Origin of the sequence: Pseudomonas sp. TH04 (assembly GCF_016651355.1) — a bacterium.
Lineage (GTDB): Bacteria > Pseudomonadota > Gammaproteobacteria > Pseudomonadales > Pseudomonadaceae > Aquipseudomonas > Aquipseudomonas fluorescens.
The window spans coordinates 5,627,502-5,650,140 of the sequence record NZ_JAEKEA010000001.1; the positions used below are offsets into that span (position 1 = coordinate 5,627,502).

The window sequence follows — 22,639 nt, forward strand, 5'->3', positions numbered from 1 at the left end:
CCAGCGATTTCACCGCAGCGGCGAGTTCGTCGTGTGCCTGGGGCGACAGGTGTTGATGCAACGGTGCAAGCGTAGGCGGCATGAGCTGAATGTTACCAGTCTGGGTTTATACTTGCCGTCATCCCACCCACCCGATTCAAACAGACTGAGATTCGCCATGAGCACCTCGCTTCCCCTGACGCCCGCGCGCAAGCCCTTCGCGCCGCTGGTGGCCTTTATCGTCCTGGTCGTCGGCGCCGTATTCCTGCAAAACAGCGTCGGCTCGCGCCAAGTGCTGTTGCTGGTGGTCGGTGCCGCGCTGGGCTTGACCTTGTACCACGCCGCCTTCGGCTTCACGTCGGCCTGGCGTGTATTTATCAATGATCGGCGCGGCGCCGGTTTGCGTGCGCAAATGGTGATGCTGGCCGTGGCGGTGCTGTTGTTTTTCCCGGCGCTGGGGGCCGGCACCTTGTTCGGTCAGCCGGTGGTCGGGCTGGTGGCGCCGGCTGGCGTGTCGGTGGTGTTTGGGGCATTTATTTTCGGCATCGGCATGCAGTTGGGCGGCGGTTGCGCATCGGGCACGCTGTTCACCGTGGGCGGCGGGAATGCGCGCATGCTGGTGACACTGTTGTTCTTTATTTGCGGTTCGTTGATCGCTACGCACCATGTTGATTGGTGGTTTGCGTTGCCCGCGTTCCCGGCGGTCTCCATTGTCAAAAGCTTTGGCGTGTTACCGGCATTGCTCGTCAGCCTGGCTGCGTTCGGCCTTATCGCCGCCCTCACCGTACGCCTGGAAAAGCGCCGTCATGGCCAGCTTGAGGCGGGCGTAACCAGCGAACACCTCGGCTTGCGCCGCTTCCTGCGCGGGCCATGGCCATTGGTGTGGGGCGCGATTGGCCTGGCACTACTCAACTACGCGACCCTGGCATTGGCCGGGCGGCCGTGGGGCATTACGTCGGCGTTCGCGCTGTGGGGCGCCAAGGTGGCAAGCGGGTTGGGTATCGATGTGGCCAGTTGGGCGTTCTGGCAACTGCCCGGCAATGCCAAGGCCCTGGCGGCGCCGGTGTGGGCAGACATCACCAGTGTGATGGACGTGGGTATCATCCTCGGCGCGCTGTTGGCCGCAGGCCTGGCCGGGCGTTTCGCCCCCAGCCTGAACATCCCGGCGCGCTCGCTGGTGGCGGCGGTTATCGGTGGCTTGATGCTGGGTTACGGGTCGCGGCTGGCCTACGGTTGTAATATCGGCGCGTACTTCAGTGGCATCGCCTCGGGCAGCCTGCATGGCTGGGTATGGTTGGTGGCGGCGTTTATCGGTAACAGCGTGGGCGTGCGGTTGCGGCCATGGTTCTTCGCCGGCGAACGGCCGCAGGTAGCGTTGAGCGGTTGCTGAGCGCACAACAATCGATAAGGTACCCGCATGATTCGAGAACTAAGGACCTTTGTGAGTGCCGCGCGGCGCGGCACGTTTGCCGCTGCCGGCCAGCACGTGGGGCTGACGCAATCGGCCGTGAGCGCGCAGATCAAGCACCTTGAGGACGCGCTCGGGGTCAAGCTGTTCGATCGCACCGGCCGCTCTGCCACGCTCAACTGCGCAGGGCAGCGGGCGGTGCCGCTGGCGGAAGAGATCCTCGATATCTTCTCGCGTATGGGCACCCCGGACAGCGCGAACAACTTTCAGGGCGCGTTGCGTATCGGTGCCATCGGCAGTGTGCAAACCGGCCTCCTGCCTCAGGCGCTGGTGGCCCTCAAGCAGCGTGCACCGTTCATTGAAGTGAACCTGGTGCCCGGCGTTTCGCTGAACTTGCTCAGCCAGGTCGATGCCGGTGAGCTGGACCTGGCGATCATGATCCGCCCGCCGTTCAACCTGCCCAAAGACCTGAGTGTCGAGGTCATTGCCCGCGAGCCCTTCGTATTGATCGCCGCCAGGGACGTGCAGGGCGATGACCCGTTGCAACTCCTCCGCGAGCAGCCCTTTGTGCGCTATGACCGCGGTTCGTTCGGCGGGCGCCAGGTCACGCAGTTTCTCAAGGAGCAACACATCCACACTCAACCCGCCCTCGAACTCGACGAGTTGGACGCCATCGTCAAGATGGTCCGCAGCGGCCTCGGCGTTTCCCTGGTGCCCATGGCCGGCATGTGGCTGGAACACGGCAGCGACGTGCGGGTTTTGCGCTTGGAGAACCTCACGTTCTTTCGTGAAATCGTGCTGCTGAGCAAGTACGCCCAACGCCAATTGCCGCTCTTCGAGTTATTCAGGGCGTGCGTCATGGACGTGCTGGACGCTGCGAAGTAGGGCGCGAGCATCGAAAAAATTGAGGCTCAGGCCGAAAGATATCCGCTTTATCGCCCCGTCGTTCTAGTGAAGAATCGTGCGCTAACCAACAGCCCTTGCAGGTAGCCACCGTGAGCCTTTCGCCCTTTCATTTAGCGATTCCCGTCTACGACCTCGCCGCCGCGCGCCACTTCTACGGCGACGTGTTCGGGCTCTGCGAAGGCCGTTCCAGCGCCCAATGGGTCGATTTCGACTTCTACGGCCACCAGCTGGTGATCCACGAACACCCCAAGACTGAATCCCAGGCATCGGTGCACGCCAACTCGGTTGACGGCCACGACGTACCGGTCCCGCATTTCGGCATCATCCTGCACTGGGACCAGTGGGAAGCCTTGGCGGATCGGCTCAGGGCGCGCGAAACCCGCTTTGTGATCGACCCCTACATTCGTTTCCAGGGCCAGGTGGGCGAGCAGGCCACTATGTTCCTGTTCGACCCCTGCGGTAACGCGCTGGAGTTCAAGGCTTTCAAGGACATGAGCCAGCTGTTCGCCAAGTAATTGCACGCCCGTTGCCGGCCGTCACTTATGTCCGAATCGGTCCTGAAGTGGTCCGCCGCGCGTCTGTTGCACAGTCGCGTGTGTGCCTACCATGGCTTGCATCACTTACCGTCGTGCAAGCCCAGAGGACACATCATGAGCCGCAAAGCCCTTATCGTAATCGATGCGCAACATTCGTTTCGCCATTCAACCTACTGGTCCGAAAATGACCTGCCGGGTTACCTTGAAAAACAGCAGGCGCTCATCGACGGGTGTGTTCAACAAGGCATCCCGGTGATACAAGTCTTCCATATCGAAGACCAGGGGCATTTCTCGCTGGCCTCGGGCAATGTCAGGGCGTTGAGCGAGTTGTCGATCAACCCCGACGTGATCATTCACAAGCGCTACCACAGCGCCTTTGCCGGAACGCCGTTGGCGGCCCGGCTCACGGAGAGGGGAGTCACCACGGTGATCATCAGTGGCATTCGGACCGAACAGTGCTGCGAAACCACCACGCGCCAGGCCTCGGACAGTGGCCTCAGTGTGGATTTCGTCAGCGAGGCGACCTTGACCTTCCCCATGACCCACGCCCGCAGCGGTCGGGTTTACACCTCGGCAGAGATTCGCGAGCGTACCGAACTGGTGCTGGACGAGCGTTTTGCCCGCATCGTGACGGTGGCCCAGGCGTTGGAGGGGTGAACCCATGACCGTGCCGGTGCTGTTCGTGCTGCTGCCCAACGTGCTGATGCTGGACCTGGCGGGCCCTGCCGAAGTGCTGCGCCTGGCCGCTCAAGCCGAGGACCCGGCGGCCATCGACTTCGATTTGCAGTACGTCAGCCCGGTGCAATCCCTGCAAACCTCCATCGGCTTGCCGCTCACGGGGTTGGCGCCGCTCCCGCCAACCCTGGCGCCGGGCACGTGGGTGGTGTTGGTGGGCTCGACGTCAAAGGTCACGGCGCAGCGCCGGCAGGCGTTCGAGTCGGCCAGCGATACGCTGACCCAGTGGCTGCAAAATGTCTTCGCCGTGTCGGGCGAGCGGCTGATGTGCGTTTGCGCAGGCGCCTTGAGTGCCGCCCGTGCAGGCCTGCTCGACGGGCGCCAGTGCACCACGCACCATGCGTTGTGCTCGACGTTACAAGGCCTGGCCCCCAAGGCGCGGGTGTTGGAAAACCGCCTTTACGTCACCGACGGCCCGGTCAGTTGCAGCGCCGGTGTGACGGCGGGCATCGACCTGATGCTGCACCTCGTCGCGCAACTGGCCGGGCCCCGGCTGGCCTGTGCCGTCGCGCGGGATATGGTGGTGTACATGCGGCGCAGCGGCGCCGACCCGCAGCTTTCGCCGTGGATCGCCGGGCGCAACCACCTGCACCCGGCCGTGCATCGGGTGCAGGACGCAATCGCCGCGGCGCCCTGTGAGGTGTGGACCGTCACGCGCATGGCCAGCCTGGCCTGCACCAGCAGCCGGCACCTGGCGCGGTTGTTCCACGAGCATGTCGGCAGCAGTCCGCTGGACTACCTGCACACGCTGCGGTTAACCGTGGCCCGTGAGTTGCTGGTTGAGTCGACCCTGGACATTGAAACCGTCGCCGAGCGCGCAGGCTTTGGTTCGGCGCGCCATCTGCGGCGCATCTGGGGCAAATATGAAGCGGGGACGCCTTCAGCTGGGCGTGTCGCCGCCGCTGGTTGAGGCTTGCTCAACCTCAGCGTCCAGTTTCGCGCGGTCGGCTTTGCTGATGTACTTATCTTTGCTTTTCGGCGCCAATTTGGCGCTGGCTTTTTTGGCTTTGGCCTTAAAGAGCTGCTGGAGTTTTTTCTGGCGATTCATGACGTGCTACTCAGCGGGTAATTGCTGGAATGATATCAGCTTAAGTCACTGACTCAGGTGTCGGCGTCAGGGCCTCGATACGGGCATACGTTCACCCGCGTTTTTGGCCTGCCTTGGTGTACCGCGCTCTGACAGGGCGGGGTGCGGGTGCAGACGCGTTGTTGGCACCTGATCGCCCGATGAATCTTCAGGGGCAGGAGGCAGGGTCGGGCGGGAATGCTACAGTCGGTTCGCCCAGTGACCTTAAGGTAAGCCTGGGCCTCATTATTCTCATGTCGATCCAGGAAGGCACGCCCATGCAAACCACTCCTCCCGAAGGCTTACCTGTTTACCGGTTACTCACCGGTAAAGATGACGCATCGTTCTGTCATCGAGTCTCTGAAGCCCTCGCGCTGGGCTACCAGCTGTATGGCTCGCCCGCGGCCACCTTCAATGGCGAACACGTCGTGGTGGCTCAGGCTATCGTTTGGAACCCCGTCAAGTAGGCCGTGGTGGCTCACCTCGATAACAGCGAAGGCCGGCCCGGCGCGGTTCATTCGCCCAGCGCCGCAGCGACCTCCTTGGCCACCTGCATAAACGCTCGAGACGCGGACGACTGATAAACCCCTTTGCGCTGCATCAGCACCGCCGTGCGCTGCAGCCGCTGCGGCCCAAGCTCAATCGCCAGCAACTCCGGATGCGCTCGCGCAATGGCCGCCGGCAACAGCGTCGACAAGGTGGTCCTGCGCACCACCTCAGTGAGCGCACCGATCACATTTGCCTCCATCACCACGCGCGGGCGGATACCGTGTTGCTTGCAATAGCGGTCAATCTGCTCACGCGTGGCAAACTCGGCGCTCAGCAGAATCAGCGATTCTGCATGCAACGCCTCCAGCCCAATAGCCTGCGCCGCGGCCAGCGGGTGCTGATTGCCCACCACCAGCGCGAGTGTTTCGACCAGCAGGGGATAGGCGTCGATGTCTTGGGCGTGCCGCTCATCAAACGCGATGCCCACATCCAGCTCATCGGCCAGCAGTTGCAGCTCCATCTGTTCCTGGGCGACCTCACGCACGTTCAGCGTGATGTTCGGGTACCGGCGGTGAAAGGCTTCGACCAGTGGCCCGACCAGGTACGTGGTGAAGGTCGGCGTGACCGCAATCCGCAGCGTCCCTCGGCTCAGGTCGCCGACGTCATGGATCGCACGTGTGCCTTCCTGCAGTTCCTGCGCCGCTCGCAGCGCATAGTGCAGGTAAACCTCCCCGGCATCGGTCAGGCGCGTCTTGCGCCCTGAGCGATCAAACAACTGCGCGCCAAGGCTTTCTTCCAACTGCCGCACTTGCTGCGACAGCGCCGGCTGTGAGACATGCAGCGCCGCTGCGGCTTTGGTGAAACCTTGATGCTGCGCGACCGCAAGGAAGTATTGGATGTGTCGTGCCAGCATGGCTGTATCCATAAGATTATCTGATGTGCTTGATCATATATGAGACTTTTACCTTATTAAATGGGCTGGGTAACCTTTGCTTCATCGCATCGCGAACCCAAGGAGTCACCCATGCAAGACATCATCGACGGTTTCCTGAAATTTCAACGTAACGCCTTCCCCGAGCGTGCCGGCCTGTTCAAAGACCTGGCCAACCAACAGAGCCCACGGGCGCTGTTCATCTCCTGCTCCGACAGCCGCCTGGTGCCAGAACTGGTCACGCAGCGCGAGCCCGGTGACCTGTTCGTCATCCGCAACGCCGGCAACATCGTGCCGTCCTACGGCCCCGAGCCGGGCGGCGTGTCGGCCTCGGTGGAATACGCCGTCGCCGCCTTGCAAGTCAGCGACATCGTGATTTGCGGGCACTCCGACTGCGGCGCGATGACCGCCATCGCCACCTGCAAATGCCTGGACCACATGCCCGCCGTGGCTGGCTGGTTGCGCTACGCCGACTCCGGCCGAGTCGTGAACGAGGCCCGCCAGCACGTCGACCCGCACGCCAAGGTCGCCTCCATGGTCCGCGAAAACGTCATCGCGCAGTTGGCCAACATCCAGACGCACCCTTCGGTACGCCTGGCCCTCGAAGAGAAGCGCGTGACCTTGCATGGCTGGGTCTACGACATCGAGAGCGGCTGCATCCAGGCCTTCGATGGCCGCACCGGCAAGTTCGTGGCCCTGGCCGACAACCCGACCGTACGCGCTGTTTCGTACTGACCCCGCAAGCGAAGAAAGTTGAAGGTGGCAGCTGGCTTGCCTGCGATGGCATCCACCCGGTCTGCCTGGCACACCCAGTTGCCTGCATCGCAGGCAAGCCAGCTCCCACACTTGATCTTCGGCGCTGTCCCGATTGGCACTAGCCGTTTCACCCTTACTGTTTACCCACGGAGATAACCCCATGATCCAGTCACAAATCAGCCAAAACACTCGCCTTGCCCTGGCCGACGTCATCCTCCTGGCCAAAGCCCGCAAGGACCTGTCGTTCGCCCAGATCGCCGAAGGCACGGGCCTGCACGAAGCCTTCGTCACCGCCGCCTTGCTCGGCCAGCACCCACTGCCGGCCGACGCCGCCCAAGTGGTTGCCGACACCCTGGGGCTCGACGCCGATGCCGTGTTCCTGCTGCAAACCATCCCGGTGCGCGGCAGCATCGGCAACGGTATCCCCACCGACCCGACCATCTACCGTTTCTACGAAATGATTCAGGTCTACGGCACCACGCTCAAGGCGCTGGTTCACGAGAAATTTGGCGACGGCATCATCAGCGCCATCAACTTCAAGCTCGACGTTAAAAAGGTCGACGACCCGGACGGCGGCTCCCGCGCCGTGATCACCCTGGATGGCAAATACCTGCCGACCAAACCGTTCTGATCCCGCTACCCGTGAGCCCGGCGCTGCACAGGCGCCGGGTTCGCCTTTCCTCATGCTGCCGAAGAGGTGATCTGAAAATGAAAGCGTTACGTGTACTGATACTCGGCGTGTTTTGCGCCGCAGCGATGGCCGACGAGCCACTCCCGGTCGAGCAATACAGCTACGCCCAGCACCTGGACATCGCCCGTGTGATTTCCACCAGCGAAGTGCCGGACGTCTGCGCGGTGGTGCCCGTGCGGATGACCTATGAAGACGCCAAGGGTCAGCGGCACATTCTCGAATACCACGTGATGGGTAACGGCTGCTCCAACGGTTGAGCCGTCCATTGTTTGTTTTTTAACGTTGCGCCCGGTGCGCCTGAGGGCTGCAACAGTGAGGGTCGGTTTCATGGATTTAATCTTTCGCAACGTACGCATTGATGACGCACAACCGCTGATGGATGTGGCGGTGCACAACGGCAACATCGTCGAGGTTGCGCCGAACATCGCAGCCCAGGCCCGCCAGGAAATCCAGGGCCACGGCAACGTGCTGATACCGGGGTTTGTCGAAGGGCACCTGCACCTGGAAAAAGCCCACGTCATGCATCGCCAGGCCAATCGCTCCGGCACGTTGAAAGAGGCGATCGCGGTCACCGCACAACTCAAACCCACCTTGACCCGCGACGACATCCTCGAACGCTCCACCCAGGTACTGCGCGCCCTGGTGCAGGCGGGCACCACCCACGTGCGCGCCCACGCCGAGTTCGACCCGGTACAAGGCTTTACCGGGTTTGATGGGGTGCTGGAACTGCGCGAAAAATTTCGCGACGTGATTGATATCCAGGTGGTCGCTTTCCCGCAGGAAGGCATCTTCAAGCTGCCCGGCATGCAGGCGATGATGGTCGAGGCCATGGAAAAAGGCGCCGATGTGGTCGGCGGCATTCCCTACAACGATGTCTCGGCGCAGGAACATATCGACTACGTGTTCAGCCTGGCCAAGCGTTACGGCAAGGACATCGACTTCCACCAGGATTTTGCCGACGACGCCGAACACATGAGCATTGACTACCTGGCACGCAAGACGATTCAGGAAGGCTACCAGGGCCGCGTGTGTGTCGGGCACTTGACCAGCCTGGGCGCCGTAGCGCCACACCCACAGCGCGAGATTATTGAGCGGGTTCGCGACGCTGGCATCAGCGTGATGTGCCTGCCGGCAACCGACCTGCACCTGGGGGCGCGCAGCGACACCCACAACGTGCGCCGCGCACTGACGCCGGTACGCGCCCTGCGCGATGGCGGCGTGAACGTGTGCCTGGCCACCAACAATATCCGCAACGCATTTACCCCGTTTGGCACCGGCGATTTGCTAAATATCGCGCAACTGGCGATTCCTGCCTGTCACCTGGGTGGGGCGGATGACCAGGCCACGGTGTTGTCGATGCTCACCACCAACCCGGCGCAAGCGCTGGGGCTCAAGCACTATGGGTTGGCGCCGGGTAAGCAGGCCGATTTGGTGTTGCTGGACACGCGCTCGGTCGGCGATGTCATCCTCGATCTGCCGACGCGCCTGATGGTGCTCAAACGCGGGAAAATCGTGGCAACCTCGACCTGTCAGCGTTCGCTGGTTTTTTGACCCGGGGTGTTTGCGCGGGTCAGAAACTCGCTGATCAGCGTCACCACCTGCTGCTGAATCACCGCCCGTGGCCGAGCCCCTTCACCGTCCCGGCAAATCATGCCGTCGCCCGGCGAGCTCTCTTCAATCAGCGCCATGCCGCCCGGCTTGCAGATCGACATAAAGCTGAAGTGCGTGGCGTCGCTGATCTCCACGTACTGCGTCGAAGTTTTAGGCAGGCGCTTGACCATGTCGGCGGATTCCAATTCGGGGGACATGTCCTCCGTGGGCACGCCACCTGCAATCACCAGCGCCGGTACCGGCAATGCGCCAAGGCTTGCGCTGGTCAGGCCGCGTGACAGGCCCAGGTCCAAAGACACAATCGCGGTGACGCGTTTGTCGCTCAAATCAGCCGCCAGTTGCGCCTTGCCGGCTGGCGTGCCGGCAGGGTTCATTTGCTGGTAGCCGATGCAGCCGCCCAACTTAGGGTGTTCGGCGCAGTCACGGCTGAACAGGTCGGGGTCGAAACGCGCACCGGCGATTTCCAGCACGGTCCAGCCGCCGAGGGAGTGGCCCACCGCTGCAATCTGATGTTGCGCCACCGCGCCAAACAGCTTCGGCTGAGCCAGCACCGCGTCAATCGCGCGGCTCAGGTCGGCCGGGCGTCGCCATAACTGGGCGGCGGCTTGCGGGCTGCGGTCCTGGGTGGTGGTGCCGGGGTGGTTGACCGCCGCCACGATGTAACCCTTGTGCGCCAACGCGCTGGCCAGCCACACCAGCTTGCCCCAATTGCCACCGTAACCGTGGGAAAGCACCACCAGCGGATGCTCACCGGCAGCCGGTGCCGCGTCGGGCACGGCGAGGGCGCCGATGAACACCGCGTTGTCGGCGATCAGCTCGGGTTTGGCGGCGGTGGCGGCGGGGTACCAGACCGCCAGTTCCAGTGGACGCTGGCTTTTTGCATCCGGCAGGGTCGCGGTTTTGAAACCGACGGGGCTTTCGGCCGCCAGGGCCGGGGTCGCCAGGCACAGCAGGAACAGGGCGCGCAGCAGTGTTTTCATGGTTTTAATCTTCCTTGATTGGGGGGCGCATCATCACCTGAAATCCCCTCGCAATGCATCCCCCTTTCCTGCAAATACGCCGCCTGTTCCGACTGCGTTGGGCTGCGCGCCTAGGGCGCTTCGAAACCCTCGTAGTCCAAGGCAATAGGGTCGGCCTTCGGGTAGCTGACATACACCACCACGGCGTCGCTGCTGACAACCAACGCGTAGGGCCATTTACCGTTGGCCTTGCGCATCTCCTCATAAAACGGCAGGAAAAAATCCTTGGTCTGACCACGTGGGTCGTAGGGCGCTTGCACCTGGAAAATCGGGTAGTGGCCGCCGTTGCAGAGCTGGACGCGTTCGAGCTGGAAGTTGTTCTTCTCCAATAACGTGCGCGTCGGGTGCTGCCAGGCGGCGAGGTCCACATCGTGGCAGTCATGGGCGGTGGTGGTGTAGAGCGTGGTGTCGTTGAGGGCGGGCAGGGCGTAGACCAGCCCGGGAATAAACAGCAGCAGCACGGGGAGATGGCGTCGCATGGCGGGGTTCCGGACAGGATAGGCGCGAGAGTGTAGAACGTTTTACAGCGACAGTTTTCAGTGCGAACCGCAACTTGCCGAACCGTTGAACCTTGGTATTCGCCAACACAGCCCCATAACTACCGGTGTATCCACTAAGCGCTAGGACAGACCATGACCAACCAAACCGAAACCGCCATCCTCGCCGGCGGCTGCTTCTGGGGCATGCAGGACCTGCTGCGCCGCTACCCCGGCGTGCTGAGCACGCGAGTCGGCTACACCGGCGGCGATGTGCCGAATGCCACTTATCGCAACCATGGCAATCATGCGGAAGCGATTGAAATCGTGTTTGACCCCGCAGTGATCACGTACCGGCAGATCCTGGAGTTCTTTTTCCAGATACACGACCCCAGCACGCCTAACCGGCAGGGCAATGACGTCGGGCCGGGCTATCGGTCGGCGATTTATTACCTGAGTGAACAACAACGCGACATCGCTGAAGACACCGCTGCGGATGTTGATGCTTCTACGTTGTGGCCGGGCCGTGTGGTGACTGAAATTGAGCCGGCGGGGCCGTTCTGGGAAGCGGAGCCGGAGCATCAGGATTATTTGGAGCGCATACCCAACGGCTATACCTGCCATTTCATTCGGCCGAATTGGAAGTTGCCGAAGCGTACGTGAAGGTGAGTGACGTCAGGGAAGAACAGGGCAGGCCAGGTTCGGGAAACCGCCTGAACGTGGCCTGCTGCAAGTGTTCGGCCGCTACTGTGTTCAGAAGGATTGAGTTATTTAGAGCCTTCGCTTAATGCGCGAATGGCGACGGGTTTTTAGAAACTTTGCGTAATAGCAACCAGGCCACGTTAATTTTTAAAGTGGCCTGATCCCTGTTGTTCAGTTTTTATTAGAGTGAGGGCCTATTCACCGGTTTGAGTGAAAAATCTGGGTGGGCGCTTTTAGGCTGTTTTCTCATGCTACATCGGTTTCTTATAAGCGAAACACAGCCTGCATGCTGTTTCAGCGGCGGCGATTAAATGGGCATCTGTTCGATGCGCATGGCCTCTGGCTTTAATGATTTTAAGCGCTTACTCTCAAGCCGGAATGTGTTTGCGGCCGGCCTCGCTTTTAACGCTTACGCGCCGTGTAGGCCGTGTAATTATTCTCGCGCAGGGTGTTGTGCATAATCACCGACGCTACTCGCGCTTTCCACTTTCACCCCGAGTTTGCATGACCCGGCCAACTTGTAGGGAAATCCCTACACACTTCGTAAATCACCACCGTCCTGTCACGCTTGAGTGATGGCACTTTGCCATTTGTCGAGCTAAGCTGGTTAAAAGATTTAAAGAAATCTTAGTTTCTGCGGCTTCAACTCAAGCCGAGGACACTTCATAAATGTGGAGTGCATCATGAAAGTTTTAATTGCCGATGACTCATCCATGTCCCGCAAGATGGTGTTGCGGGCGCTGCCAGAATCACTGACTGAAGATGTTCGCCAAGCCTGTAATGGTGCCGAGGTGATGGAGGCCTATCACGCCGGTTTGGTCGATCTGCTTTTTCTCGACCTCACCATGCCCGTCATGGACGGTTTCCAGACGTTGGAGGCGCTCAAACGCGAAGACGCCAACGTTATCGTCGTGGTGATCAGCGCAGACATCCAGCCGCTGGCCAGGCAGCGAGTCAAGGAACTGGGCGCTGCTGCATTCGTCGCCAAGCCGGTTACGGCAGAAGCCGTACTCAATGCTTTGCACGTCATAGGAGTGCTTTGATGGAAACCTTGGCCGAGCTCACCGAAGACCAACGCGATGCCCTGCAGGAACTGATGAATATCGCCATGGGACAGGCGGCCGAGCGACTGGCGCTGCTGACCAACACGATCGTGACGCTTTCGGTGCCTTTCATTCATCCGCTGATCCGGGAACAGAACAAGCTGGCGATTCCGGACCATCTGCGCCGAAGCTTCATGATTGTCACCCGCCAGTCTTTCCTGGGTGAGTTACGTGGGGAAGTGTTCGTGTGCTTTGGCGCCATGGGCGCCGATAAATTGGCCGAACTGCTCGGCTACAAGGGCAGCGGGCTGGCCCAGCAGGACGAACTGATGCTCGATGTGACCAACATCCTGACCGGCGCCTGCATCAGTGGCTTGGCAAAACAGGTGGCGACGCAAGTGAGCTATGACGCGCCCTCCATTCTCGTCCACAGCGAAGAGGCCGCGAACGCGCTGGATGAATTGAACCTGAATGAACACCTGGCGATGGTGCTGGAAATTCGTTTCGAGGTTCAGGCGCATCAATTTTCCTGTGACTTGTTGATCTGCATTACTGAACGTACAGCGAGCGTTGTCGTTCGCGCCATTGATCGTTTGCTCGACGAGCTTTGAAGGAGGCTCTTCATGACAGACAACAAGGCAATTTCCCGGGAAACCCTTGAGTCGATGCTCAAGGCCATCAATATGGGCGTGCTGCTCGTCGACGCTGATTGCAAAATATTGTTCTCTAACCACTTCATGTCCATCAACAGTGGCAGCAGTGCTGAACAACTGATAGGCCGTACGCTGTTTGACGCCTTTCCCGAGCTGCCCGAGGTCTGGACCCGACAGAAGATCAACAGCGTCATCACGCTGCAAAACTTTGCGTTCACTTCATGGCAGCAGCGGCCGCACCTGTTTAATTTCGAAAGTACCCGGCCCATCAGTGGCATGGTCCGGCTGATGTATCAGAACTGCACGTTCTTCCCCGTACAAGATGCCGATGGCAGCACGCTTGGCGTGGGCCTGGCCATCAGCGATACGACCGACACGGCTGCCCGTCAACTTGAGCTGACGCACCTGAACAAGTTGCTGGAAGAAGAAAAGAGCGCCCAGGCACTGCTTATCGCCCGGCTTGAAGATGCACAGGCGCAGTTGCTGCAGTCCGAGAAGATGGCGGCGATCGGGCAGCTTGCCGCGGGCGTGGCCCATGAGATCAATAACCCGATCGGTTTCGTTTGTTCCAACGTCAACAGCCTGCGTCGTTACCTCGTAGACATCTTCGCGCTGCTCGAAGCGCATGAACGGGCGACCGACGACCACCATGCCAATGCGCATCCCGAACTCGTGGTCATGCGCGACAAGATGGATTACGCCTTCATGCGCCAGGACATCGACGAACTGCTTGCCGAGTCGGTTGAGGGCCTTGACCGAGTCACGCGCATCGTCAAAGACCTGCGCGAGTTCTCCCACGTTGACAGTTACGAGTGGCAGCTGGCCGATCTGCACAAGGGGCTCGACAGTACCCTCAACGTCATCTGGAACGAGATCAAGTTCAAGGCTCAGGTGAACAAGTGCTACGGCGATATCGAGCCCATCGAATGCATGGGCTCACAGATCAATCAGGTTTTCCTGAACTTGCTCATCAATGCCAGCCATGCGGTGGGGGCCGACGGCGAAATCACCATCAGCAGTGGCCGGGAAGACGGCGGCGTGTTCGTCGAGATCGCCGACAACGGGCATGGCATCCCCCTGGAAATCCAGAACCGCATATTCGAACCGTTTTTTACAACCAAGCCGGTGGGCATGGGGTCGGGCCTTGGCCTGTCGTTGTCGTACAGCATTATCGTCAAGCACCACGGAAGGCTCACCGTTGACAGTGAGCCGGGCAGGGGCAGCCGTTTCCGCGCGTGGCTACCCTTACAGCAGCCCAAGACACAGACCGTCCCAACGTGCGCCGCTGAAGGATGCTGATCATGGAAACCGTCTCTGCCTGTGTAAAACGCTACACCGTCATGCTGGTGGATGATGAAGAAAGTATCCTCAACAGCGTCCGCCGGTTACTGCGCACACAGCCCTACGACTTGCTCCTGGCCACGAGCGGGGCCCAGGCACTGAGCCTTTTCGAACAACACGCTGTAGACATGATCGTCTGCGACGCGCGCATGCCCCATATGGACGGCCCGACCTTGCTGCGCGAGGTGCATAGGCGCGATCCGCACTGCATGAATATACTGCTGACGGGGTATGCCGATATGAGCATGATCAATCAGGCAATCGACGACGGGTATATTTTCCGCTACGTCAGCAAGCCCTGGAACGATGAAGAGCTCAAGCTCACCCTCGATCAGGCCCTGGAGGCGCAGAGAGTCCTTCGTGATCGTGAAAACCCTCAGGAACTGATGGGGGCGTAGGACCAAAGCCTGTGCAGGGGCTGACGTATTGCGCAAACGCCGTCAGGTTTGTTCTCAGCCAAAGCAGGTGGCAACGGGTGTTGGGCGGGGGTGGCAAGCGGGCATTGAGGAAACAGGCGATGCCCCATTACATTGGCCATCCGAGGAGCCTACACAGAGTGCAAAAGATGCCCCTTTCACGCAGTCAATACTCGCCTGTCACGTTAGTGCTCGCTCAACACAGCGACATCGACGACCTCGTCGCCATTCGAATCCAAGCCATGCGCGAAAGCCTGGAGCGTGTCGGGCGATTTGATCCCGTGCGCGCCCGTGAGCGCTTTGTTAGCGGTTTTCAAGCGCACAACACGCGTTACATTGAAGTATCTGGAGACCGCGTGGGTTTTGTAGTGGTCAAGCAGCACCGCGATGAACTCGTGCTCGACCACCTATACGTGATCCCCCGCGTGCAAGGATCAGGAATAGGCGCTGCGGTGCTCACGCAGATTTTCAAGGAAGCGGATGCGGCCGCACTCCCTATTAAAGTGGGCGCCCTCAAGGAAAGTGCCTCGAATCGTTTTTACATGCGCCATGGGTTCCAATTCGTCGAAAGCAGCGAATTCGATAATTGCTATGTGCGGCAGAGCGGTACAACGGCCCAATCGTGACGATCTACTGGGTGCCAAGGCGATCGCCAACAACGTGATAAAGGGATTTAGTTGTGAACCTAATGGATGACCTAACGCTCAGGTACCCCGGCGCCACTGCAGGGGCCTTTGGCGATACTCCGGAAATGGCCGATGAGTTGGCTGATCTTGTGGCCAAAGGCATAAAAACAGCCAGCTGTTGCTCACTCTCATCTTTCAAGCATGACGATCAATCATCAGCCATTGGCGGTTACAGCATCGTGCTCAATAGTCAGGGCGAGCCGGTATGTGTCATTCGCGTTATTTCGATGCGTATCACGCGTTACTGCGACGTCGATCAAGACTTTGCCAGGAAGGAAGGCGAGGGGGATCTCAGCCTCAGGTACTGGCAGCAGGGGCATAAAGCTTTTTTCCAAAGAGAGGGCGCATTCGACGCGGCGATGGAGCTGGTGGCCGAAGAGTTTGAGTTGGTGGAAGTGGTGAAGGACAAGGCACGCTAGTCGAACGGATACAGGGGGCTGACCCTGAGTGATCCCGTAGCTCATCTAGCGCAATGCTCTCTCGGCGAGCGCGCGCTTGTTGAGGATATGACCTTCGAAGGGCTTGCGTCGCGCATGCATAACCCGGCCTTTGCAGGATTTTGAGTAGAACCGCATATTTGCGCGCTTAGGCTTTAATAACGGTGAGACTCTGCCGATAAAGTGATGGGCAACGCTTGCACGGTTCGATTTTAAATCCGGCTCTCTGGGTTAAAGGGTGACAAGTATGACGATCAAGCTTCGCTTATTTCTGTTCATCGCGACCGCACTGGCCACCGCATTGGTAATGAGCCTATCCAGTTATCTGGGAAATACCCGGACGGGCAGCGCCATGCAGGAGAATGAGATCAGCACGATTGCGCTGCGCAATCACATGGAAGCCGACATGATGCACGATGCGCTGCGCGCCGATGTGTTGTCGGCGATGTTGGTGGGGCTGGGTAAAAACATCAGTACCAAGGCTGAGGTCAGCACTTCGCTGAAGGAGCATGCCGAGCACTTCCGCCAGGCGCTAGGGGACAATCTCAAGCTGCCTCTGGACGATACCCTCAGGATGAGCCTGGATAAGATCCGCCCCAGCCTTGAAAACTACATAGGTGCCGGTGAACGCATCGTCGCGTTGGCGCTGGACAACCCCGACGCCGCTCGCGGGGAACTGGAGCGCTTCAACGCGGCGTTCAGCCTTCTTGAAGATCAGATGCAGAGCCTGAGTGAGCTGATCGAAAACAAAACCCAACAAACCGGTGTGCAAACGCGGGAGGCTATCAGCAACGCCAACGTCATCTTAGGCGCGGTGCTGATCGTCAGTCTGTTGCTGCTCCTCGCCCAAGGCCGCTGGGTAATGTTGAGCATCATGGGGCCGCTACAGGTCGCCAGCCGCATTGCCGCCAGCATCGCCCGTGGCAACTTGAGCGAGCCAATCGTTGAAACCAGTCGCAAAGACGAAGCCAGTTCATTGATTCGCAACCTTGCCATTATGCAGCGGGACTTACGCAGCATGATCGAAGTAGTGCGCAGCAATGCCCAAGGCGTCAATGGTATGAGCGAGCAACTGAGCCATGGTTGCCATGAGGTGGCCAGCAGCAGCCAGCAACAAAGCGCCGCCGCCAGCACCATGGCCGCCGCAGCGATTGAAATGACCGCCAGTATTGAGGAAATCACCCGGCATGCCAGTCGCGCACTGGATATGGCCAATCAGGCTGAAGCCTTGGCCAAGGACGGCGGCCGAGTGATCCACCAAGTGGTGAGTGACATGGATGGCATTGCTCGTTCGGCAAAGCAATCTGCCCAAGTCATCCGCACGCTAGACAAGGAGTCCGAGGCGATCTACAGCATTATTCAGGTGATCAAGGGGATCGCCGACCAAACAAACCTGTTGGCTTTGAATGCCGCGATTGAAGCCGCTCGTGCCGGCGAACAGGGGCGTGGTTTTGCGGTGGTCGCGGATGAAGTGCGCAGCCTGGCTGGACGCACCAGCGCGTCCACGCAAGAGATCGCCAGCATGGTCGGGCGCATCCAGCAAAGCACCCGGGAAGCGGTCATCAGTATGGAGGAGGGTGTTGTTCAAGTGGACAAAGGCATGGTTGTAACCGCCGATGTCGAGCGTGCTATTCGCGATATTCTCCAGGCCACTCTGAACACCACTGAGTTGGTCAACGATATCTCTCGCACCATCAGTGAGCAGAGCTTGGCAAGCAACGAAATCGCCCATCAAGTGGAGATGATTGCGGGTGCGTCGGAGGCTAATAGCAAAGTGATCGGAAAGACGGCATCGACGACGGACGAGTTGTCCGCGTTGGCGGGGATGCTGTCGCAGTCTGTGGATCGCTTTCGACTTTGACGTTCATTTGCACAAAGCGTCATGCCCCGCCTGCGGTGTTGGCGAGCATGGCGCGGGACGGCTTCGACTTGCTCGGATGGAACTTGCGCAGGTACAACGGCCGGCTCCTGGACAATTCTGGCGCTGGGCGATGAGACGGCATGTGCGCACACAAACACAGCGTAGATGACTTGGCCGGACGCTTACAACGGACCTCGCACCGTATCCACCTTCAGCCTCTGCCTGGGCCAATCAGGCTGTGTTAGGGGCGGCTCTCGTTCACTTATACAAAATCGCTTGATGAATATCCTCCAGTGCCAGGATGCGCTGAGCGGCGTTGAGTTTGATGGCTTCCTTGGGCATGCCGAACACCACGCAACTGGCTTCGTCCTGGGCGACTGTCGCGGCGCCGGCCTCGAGCATTTCTTTGAGTCCGCGCGCGCCGTCGTCGCCCATGCCGGTCATGATGATGCCGGTGGCGTTCCTGCCCGCGAACCGGGCCACCGAGCGAAACAGCACATCCACGGAAGGGCGATGCCGGTTAACCAGCGGTCCGTCGATAACCTGGGCGTGATAATAGGCGCCGCTGCGGGTGACCATCAGGTGCTTGCCGCCAGGCGCGATCAGGGCCAGGCCCGGCAGGATGCGGTCGTTGTTGCGCGCCTCGCGCACCTCGATCTCGCAGACGCTGTTGAGACGCTCGGCGAACGAAGCGGTGAACTTCTCAGGCATGTGCTGCACGATCACCATCCCAGGGCATACCCGCGGCAGTGCGGTCAGCACCGCTTCCAGCGCTTGGGTGCCGCCGGTGGAGGTGCCGATGGCGACGATACGCTCGGTGGTCTGGGCCATCGCATGGCCATTGGCGGCGGGCAGGATCGCATCCGCAGTGAGCTTGCTGGCCGGGGCCGGTGACGGCGCCGGCCTGGCGCTGCGCTTGCCCAGGTTCCTGACGTTGGAGTTCGCGGCGGCACGGATGGCGGCCACCAACTCGGCCGCCGATTCGATCAGGAAACTCTTCAACCCTGTGCTCGGCTTGGTGATGATTTCCACCGCGCCCGCCGACAGCGCCTGCAGCGAGGTTTCTGCGCCTTTTTGCGTCAGCGAGGAACAGATCACCACCGGTGTGGGGCGTTCACTCATGATTTTCTTGAGAAAAGTGATGCCGTCCATGCGCGGCATTTCGACGTCCAGCACGATCACGTCCGGCCATTCCCGGGCAAGTTTATCCATGGCAAAAATCGGGTCGGAGGCAGCGCCCATCACGTGAATATCTGGCGTATCGCTGAGAATCGCCAGCAGTACCTGGCGCACCACGGCCGAGTCATCGACCAGCAGCACACTGATTTTTTTGGTAGGCATCTTCTTGAAGTGTTCCCATTGGTTGGTGCCGAACCCAGACGTTGCCGTTCCATAGGTCGAACATGATCGTGCGGTAACCGGTACTGCCCATGTCCTGGGCCGTCAGGTGCAGGTGATGACGCTCGGCCAGGGCCAGCGCTGCGCGGATATTCTGGCTGGCCACGTTCTGCGTGGGCAGGTGGTGCCGCTGGTTGGGAAACATCTCGCCGCCGCCGAACAACTTGACCTGGTAATCGAGTGCCTGGGTGCCATTCGCCTGGGCGTGGCGCAGCAGCAGTTCCAGGGCTTCGTCGGCATACCTGCCGTCCAGGCACTGATGATTGCGCAAGCGCCCTGGCAGCATGAAGTGGCACATGCCGCCAATCAGCAGTTGTGGGTGCCAAAAGGTGATCGCCACGCAAGAACCGAGCAAGGTCCGCAGGCGCGTCGGCCGCGTCGCAAAACACACCTGGCCAGGGGCCAATACCACTTCGGCCGCACCGATAGGCTTTTTCATGGCTTGCGGTAAATCGACGGCGCCACCAGCTTCAAGGTGTCATTGACACCGTGGAGGCTTTCCGAGTGACTGATGATCAAGTAGCCGCCGCGTTTGAGCAGCGGCAGCAGGCGTGCGACCACCTGGCGCTTGGTCTGCTGATCGAAATAAATCATCACGTTGCGCAGGAAGATCACCTCGAACTCCCCCAGGGCAGGCAACGCCTCGTTAAGGTTGACCTGGACAAAATTGACGCGGCTACGCAAAGCCTTGTCGATCAGGAAGGTGCCCGCCTGGCGGCCAATGCCCTTGAGGCAGTACTTGGCGAGCAGCGGCTGGGGCAATGTCTCGGTGCGTTCCATGGTGTAATGGCCCGTGCGCGCCTTGGCCAGCACTTGGGTGCTGATGTCCGAGCCGGTCACTTCCCAAGGCGTGGTGCCGAGGCTCTCGGCCAGGGTCATCGCCAGGCTGTAGGGCTCTTCACCCGAGGAACTGGCTGCGCTCCACACGCGAAACACTTTGCCCGGCGCGGCGTGGGGCAGAACCTGCTGACGCAGGAACTCGAAGTGCTTGGGCTCGCGAAAAAAATAGGTTTCGTTGGTGGTCAGCAAATCCAGCGCAACCTGCAGTTCGCCCTTGCGCTGGTCATTCATGATCAGCTTGAAATACTCACCATAGCTCTGCAGCTCATAGTGCTTGAGGCGCTTGAACAGGCGCCCGGCCACCAACGCTTTTTTGGCCGGCGACAGGTTGATCCCGGCCGCGCGGTACAGCCAGGTCTGGAACTGACCGAATTCACGATCATCGATGGTGGCGGTGTCTGGCATGGTCGGGGCCTCAACGCGGGTCGAGGTCGAGGGCCGGCGCCTGGCCGGCCTCGGCGAGGCTGGACATCTCATCGATGGACAACACCTTGTCCACCTCCAGCACGATCACGAACTTGCCGTCGACCTTGGCCATGCCACTGATGAAATCGGCACGAATTCGCGCGCCGAAGTTGGGTGGCGGTTCGATCTGCGTGGCCGGGATCTCCCGCACCGCAGACACCGTATCGACCAGCAGCCCGATGTCTTGCGGCTGACCATCGTCGGTACTCGCTTCGATGATGATCACGCAGGAGCGCCGGGTGATCGCCGAGTTTGCCCGCCCAAAGCGGGCCGATAAATCCACCACCGGCACCACCGCGCCGCGCAGGTTGATCACCCCGCGCACAAAAGCCGGCATCATCGGCACCACGGTCAGGCTGCCGTATTCGATAATTTCCTTGATCCCCAGAATGCCGATGGCGAACATTTCGCCGCCCAGCATGAAGGTCAGGTACTGCGCATCCTCATCGACCGCCACCGCGGTCTGCCGAGTCGTCATTACTGCGCCCATCTCACTCTCCCTAGTAGGCCCACCTTGATCGTGCGATCAGAAGCGGGTGAAATCCGCTTCGTCCGGGGCACTGGCCATGGTGTAGGCGAACGCCTTGCGCGGTGCCTGTGGTTTGGGGCGTGGCTGCTGGCGGTTGGGCTTGCTGCCAGGGCTGTCCACGCTGCTGCTTTGCACTGCGGCCTTGGGCGCTGAATCCAACACGAAGAAGCTCATGGCCTGTTGCAGTTGCTCGGCCTGGCTGCTCATTTCTTCGGCCGTGGCCGCCAGCTCTTCGCTGCTCGACGCATTTTGCTGGGTCACCTGGTTGAGCTGGGTCATCGCAGTGTTGATCTGCGCGACACCGGCGGCCTGCTCCTCGGACGCAGCGCTGATTTCCTGCACAAGGTCGGAGGTCTTGTTGATGGACGGCACCATTTCGTCGAGCAACTTGCCGGCTTTCTCGGCCATGTCCACGCTGCTGGAGGACAGTTCACCGATTTCCTGGGCGGCGACCTGGCTGCGTTCAGCCAGCTTGCGCACTTCGGCGGCGACCACTGCGAAACCCTTGCCATGCTCGCCGGCCCGGGCGGCCTCGATGGCGGCATTGAGTGCGAGCAGATTGGTCTGGTAGGCGATGTCATCGATGATGCTGATGCGCTGGGCGATTTTCTTCATCGCCACCACCGTCTGCTGTACCGATTCGCCGCCCTCGGTGGCTTCCTTGGCGGCCTTGCTGGCCATGCCATCGGTGACCTTGGCGTTTTCGGTGTTCTGGTTGATGCTGGCGCTCATCTGCTCAACCGACGCACTGGTTTCCTCGACGCTCGCGGCCTGTTCACTGGTGGCCTGGCTCATCGATTGCGCGGTGGCGCTGACCTCCTCGGAGGCGCTGGCCAGGTTGTCGGCGGCATTGCGCACTTCGCCGATGATATGTGCCAGCTTGCCGACCATGTTGCGCATGGCGTTGAGCACCATGCCGGTTTCATCTTTGCCACCGGGCTCGATATGCGCGTTGAGGTTGCCTTCGGCCAATTGCTCGGCGGCGCTTGCGGCCTGGCGCAACGGGCGGGAAATGATCCGAGCGATGAAGACCGCCAGGCCCAGGCCGATCAGCAGGGCCGCGACCAGTACCGCGATGATCGACACGCGTGCGCTTTCATACAGCGCCGAGCCTTTGTCGCCGGCGGCACTCGCGCCGGCGTCGTTGAACTCGACCATTTTCTGCAGGCGGTCGGTCACCTGATCGAATTGCACCCTGGACTCGCCTCTGAGCAAGACGCGCGCCGGAGCTTCCTGGTTCTGCCGGGACAGTTCGAGCAACTGGCTGCTGGTCGCCAAGTAGGCGGCCCAGGCGCTTTTCACGCCGGCCAGGAGCTGACGGTCTTCATCATTGGACAGCAATTGCTCGTAGGTGCCCATGCGGGTTTCGAACTGCTGGCGCGCTTCGGTGGCTTCGCGTTCGGCCTGGGCTTTTTCCTCGGGAATCTCGGTACCGACTTGGCGGTTTTCTTTCAAACGGTAGTTGGCGGCAAAAAAACGCATGCCAGCGGCCGCGCGCAGGGAGGGCATCCAGTTGCCCTTGATGTCCTGCGCAGCCAGGTTGACCGCTCCGAGCTGGTGGATGGCGAAGCCGCCCATCGCCCCGGTGAGTGCCAGGACCAGCAGGAACGAGCTGATCAACTTGGTGGAAATCTTAAAATCGTAGAACCATTTCATCGGGGAACC

Annotated in this window: 27 protein-coding genes and 1 pseudogene; 19 read left to right on the plus strand and 9 right to left on the minus strand. The window is 60.5% G+C overall.

Annotated features, from left to right (window positions below):
* Positions 1-157: 157 nt before the first annotated feature.
* The 5 genes from JFT85_RS25335 to JFT85_RS25355 all read left to right on the plus strand — a co-directional run bounded on the left by JFT85_RS25335 (position 158) and on the right by JFT85_RS25355 (position 4,474).
* Entirely contained in the window at positions 158-1,369 is a 1,212-nt protein-coding gene (locus JFT85_RS25335) for a YeeE/YedE family protein (protein WP_053257186.1), read from the plus strand.
* 27 nt (positions 1,370-1,396) lie between these two features.
* On the plus strand, positions 1,397-2,272 hold the full coding sequence (locus tag JFT85_RS25340) for a LysR family transcriptional regulator (protein WP_053257185.1): 876 nt from the start codon (positions 1,397-1,399) through the stop codon (positions 2,270-2,272).
* 110 nt (positions 2,273-2,382) lie between these two features.
* Positions 2,383-2,808: a VOC family protein gene (locus tag JFT85_RS25345; protein WP_201230641.1), complete on the plus strand. Its 426-nt coding sequence runs from the start codon at positions 2,383-2,385 to the stop codon at positions 2,806-2,808.
* 135 nt (positions 2,809-2,943) lie between these two features.
* On the plus strand, positions 2,944-3,486 hold the full coding sequence (locus JFT85_RS25350) for a cysteine hydrolase family protein (protein ID WP_201230642.1): 543 nt from the start codon (positions 2,944-2,946) through the stop codon (positions 3,484-3,486).
* Positions 3,487-3,490: 4 nt separating this feature from the next.
* Positions 3,491-4,474 (plus strand): GlxA family transcriptional regulator, encoded by a 984-nt coding sequence (locus tag JFT85_RS25355; protein ID WP_053257182.1) that lies wholly within the window; start codon positions 3,491-3,493, stop codon positions 4,472-4,474.
* Here JFT85_RS25355 and JFT85_RS25360 read toward each other — a convergent pair.
* The gene (locus JFT85_RS25360) at positions 4,445-4,612 is read right to left on the minus strand and encodes a DUF2986 domain-containing protein (RefSeq protein WP_069551007.1); all 168 of its coding nucleotides are present in this window, start codon (positions 4,610-4,612) and stop codon (positions 4,445-4,447) included. The genes JFT85_RS25355 and JFT85_RS25360 overlap by 30 nt on opposite strands.
* A 296-nt stretch (positions 4,613-4,908) precedes the next feature.
* Between JFT85_RS25360 and JFT85_RS25365 the strand changes: the two genes are divergently transcribed.
* Entirely contained in the window at positions 4,909-5,097 is a 189-nt protein-coding gene (locus JFT85_RS25365) for a DUF1737 domain-containing protein (protein ID WP_081006398.1), read from the plus strand.
* Positions 5,098-5,144: 47 nt separating this feature from the next.
* Here the strand turns inward: JFT85_RS25365 and cynR are convergent, their stop codons facing one another.
* On the minus strand, positions 5,145-6,032 hold the full coding sequence (gene cynR, locus JFT85_RS25370) for a transcriptional regulator CynR (RefSeq protein ID WP_078827050.1): 888 nt from the start codon (positions 6,030-6,032) through the stop codon (positions 5,145-5,147).
* A gap of 111 nt (positions 6,033-6,143) precedes the next feature.
* Here cynR and JFT85_RS25375 point away from each other — a divergent pair, with 111 nt between their 5' ends.
* The 4 genes from JFT85_RS25375 (at position 6,144) to JFT85_RS25390 (ending at position 9,048) form a co-directional block, all read left to right on the plus strand.
* The gene (locus JFT85_RS25375; protein ID WP_053257179.1) at positions 6,144-6,785 is read left to right on the plus strand and encodes a carbonic anhydrase; all 642 of its coding nucleotides are present in this window, start codon (positions 6,144-6,146) and stop codon (positions 6,783-6,785) included.
* 181 nt (positions 6,786-6,966) lie between these two features.
* The gene (gene cynS / locus JFT85_RS25380) at positions 6,967-7,437 is read left to right on the plus strand and encodes a cyanase (protein ID WP_201230643.1); all 471 of its coding nucleotides are present in this window, start codon (positions 6,967-6,969) and stop codon (positions 7,435-7,437) included.
* Between the two features lie 77 nt (positions 7,438-7,514).
* The gene (locus tag JFT85_RS25385; protein ID WP_053257177.1) at positions 7,515-7,754 is read left to right on the plus strand and encodes a DUF2790 domain-containing protein; all 240 of its coding nucleotides are present in this window, start codon (positions 7,515-7,517) and stop codon (positions 7,752-7,754) included.
* A gap of 70 nt (positions 7,755-7,824) precedes the next feature.
* Positions 7,825-9,048 carry an amidohydrolase family protein gene (locus JFT85_RS25390; protein WP_053257176.1) on the plus strand — a complete coding sequence of 408 codons (1,224 nt, stop codon included), beginning with the start codon at positions 7,825-7,827 and terminating at the stop codon, positions 9,046-9,048.
* Here JFT85_RS25390 and JFT85_RS25395 read toward each other — a convergent pair.
* Together JFT85_RS25395 and JFT85_RS25400 are read right to left on the minus strand one after the other, a co-directional pair.
* Positions 9,027-10,088, minus strand: coding sequence for an alpha/beta hydrolase family protein (locus JFT85_RS25395; protein WP_053257175.1), 1,062 nt, complete (start codon positions 10,086-10,088; stop codon positions 9,027-9,029). The two genes, JFT85_RS25390 and JFT85_RS25395, sit on opposite strands and share 22 nt — an antisense overlap.
* Before the next feature lie 110 nt (positions 10,089-10,198).
* Positions 10,199-10,606 (minus strand): hypothetical protein, encoded by a 408-nt coding sequence (locus JFT85_RS25400; RefSeq protein WP_053257174.1) that lies wholly within the window; start codon positions 10,604-10,606, stop codon positions 10,199-10,201.
* A gap of 153 nt (positions 10,607-10,759) precedes the next feature.
* Between JFT85_RS25400 and msrA the strand changes: the two genes are divergently transcribed.
* From msrA to JFT85_RS28820, 9 genes and pseudogenes are all read left to right on the plus strand, one after another.
* A complete protein-coding gene (gene msrA / locus JFT85_RS25405; protein ID WP_053257173.1) occupies positions 10,760-11,266 on the plus strand; it encodes a peptide-methionine (S)-S-oxide reductase MsrA in 507 nt (168 codons plus the stop codon).
* Positions 11,267-11,988: 722 nt separating this feature from the next.
* Positions 11,989-12,348 carry a response regulator gene (locus JFT85_RS25410; protein WP_053257172.1) on the plus strand — a complete coding sequence of 120 codons (360 nt, stop codon included), beginning with the start codon at positions 11,989-11,991 and terminating at the stop codon, positions 12,346-12,348.
* A complete protein-coding gene (locus tag JFT85_RS25415; protein WP_053257171.1) occupies positions 12,348-12,959 on the plus strand; it encodes a chemotaxis protein CheC in 612 nt (203 codons plus the stop codon). The genes JFT85_RS25410 and JFT85_RS25415 overlap by 1 nt, the downstream gene beginning before the upstream one ends.
* Before the next feature lie 54 nt (positions 12,960-13,013).
* Positions 13,014-14,300 (plus strand): ATP-binding protein, encoded by a 1,287-nt coding sequence (locus JFT85_RS25420; RefSeq protein ID WP_242486555.1) that lies wholly within the window; start codon positions 13,014-13,016, stop codon positions 14,298-14,300.
* 2 nt (positions 14,301-14,302) lie between these two features.
* A complete protein-coding gene (locus tag JFT85_RS25425; protein ID WP_078827048.1) occupies positions 14,303-14,740 on the plus strand; it encodes a response regulator in 438 nt (145 codons plus the stop codon).
* Between the two features lie 167 nt (positions 14,741-14,907).
* Positions 14,908-15,384 (plus strand): GNAT family N-acetyltransferase, encoded by a 477-nt coding sequence (locus tag JFT85_RS25430; RefSeq protein ID WP_078827112.1) that lies wholly within the window; start codon positions 14,908-14,910, stop codon positions 15,382-15,384.
* Positions 15,385-15,446: 62 nt separating this feature from the next.
* A complete protein-coding gene (locus JFT85_RS25435; RefSeq protein WP_069551001.1) occupies positions 15,447-15,863 on the plus strand; it encodes an ASCH domain-containing protein in 417 nt (138 codons plus the stop codon).
* 880 nt (positions 15,864-16,743) lie between these two features.
* Positions 16,744-16,884 (plus strand): annotated as a pseudogene (locus tag JFT85_RS28815) (HAMP domain-containing protein); the annotation flags it as partial.
* Between the two features lie 132 nt (positions 16,885-17,016).
* Positions 17,017-17,742 carry a methyl-accepting chemotaxis protein gene (locus JFT85_RS28820; protein WP_371850815.1) on the plus strand — a complete coding sequence of 242 codons (726 nt, stop codon included), beginning with the start codon at positions 17,017-17,019 and terminating at the stop codon, positions 17,740-17,742.
* Positions 17,743-18,000: 258 nt separating this feature from the next.
* On the opposite strand, the gene JFT85_RS25445 is transcribed toward JFT85_RS28820, so the two are convergent.
* The 5 genes from JFT85_RS25445 to JFT85_RS25465 are packed head-to-tail and all read right to left on the minus strand — an operon-like array spanning position 18,001 to position 22,630.
* Positions 18,001-19,083 (minus strand): protein-glutamate methylesterase/protein-glutamine glutaminase, encoded by a 1,083-nt coding sequence (locus tag JFT85_RS25445; protein WP_053257167.1) that lies wholly within the window; start codon positions 19,081-19,083, stop codon positions 18,001-18,003.
* Positions 19,046-19,579 (minus strand): chemoreceptor glutamine deamidase CheD, encoded by a 534-nt coding sequence (cheD, locus tag JFT85_RS25450; RefSeq protein WP_169875117.1) that lies wholly within the window; start codon positions 19,577-19,579, stop codon positions 19,046-19,048. Before cheD ends, JFT85_RS25445 begins: the two co-directional genes overlap by 38 nt.
* Positions 19,576-20,385 carry a CheR family methyltransferase gene (locus JFT85_RS25455; RefSeq protein WP_053257165.1) on the minus strand — a complete coding sequence of 270 codons (810 nt, stop codon included), beginning with the start codon at positions 20,383-20,385 and terminating at the stop codon, positions 19,576-19,578. Before JFT85_RS25455 ends, cheD begins: the two co-directional genes overlap by 4 nt.
* A gap of 10 nt (positions 20,386-20,395) precedes the next feature.
* Complete coding sequence (locus tag JFT85_RS25460; RefSeq protein WP_053257164.1) at positions 20,396-20,935, minus strand: chemotaxis protein CheW; 540 nt, start codon at positions 20,933-20,935, stop codon at positions 20,396-20,398.
* Positions 20,936-20,971: 36 nt separating this feature from the next.
* Positions 20,972-22,630 (minus strand): methyl-accepting chemotaxis protein, encoded by a 1,659-nt coding sequence (locus tag JFT85_RS25465; protein WP_169875118.1) that lies wholly within the window; start codon positions 22,628-22,630, stop codon positions 20,972-20,974.
* Positions 22,631-22,639: the final 9 nt, after the last annotated feature.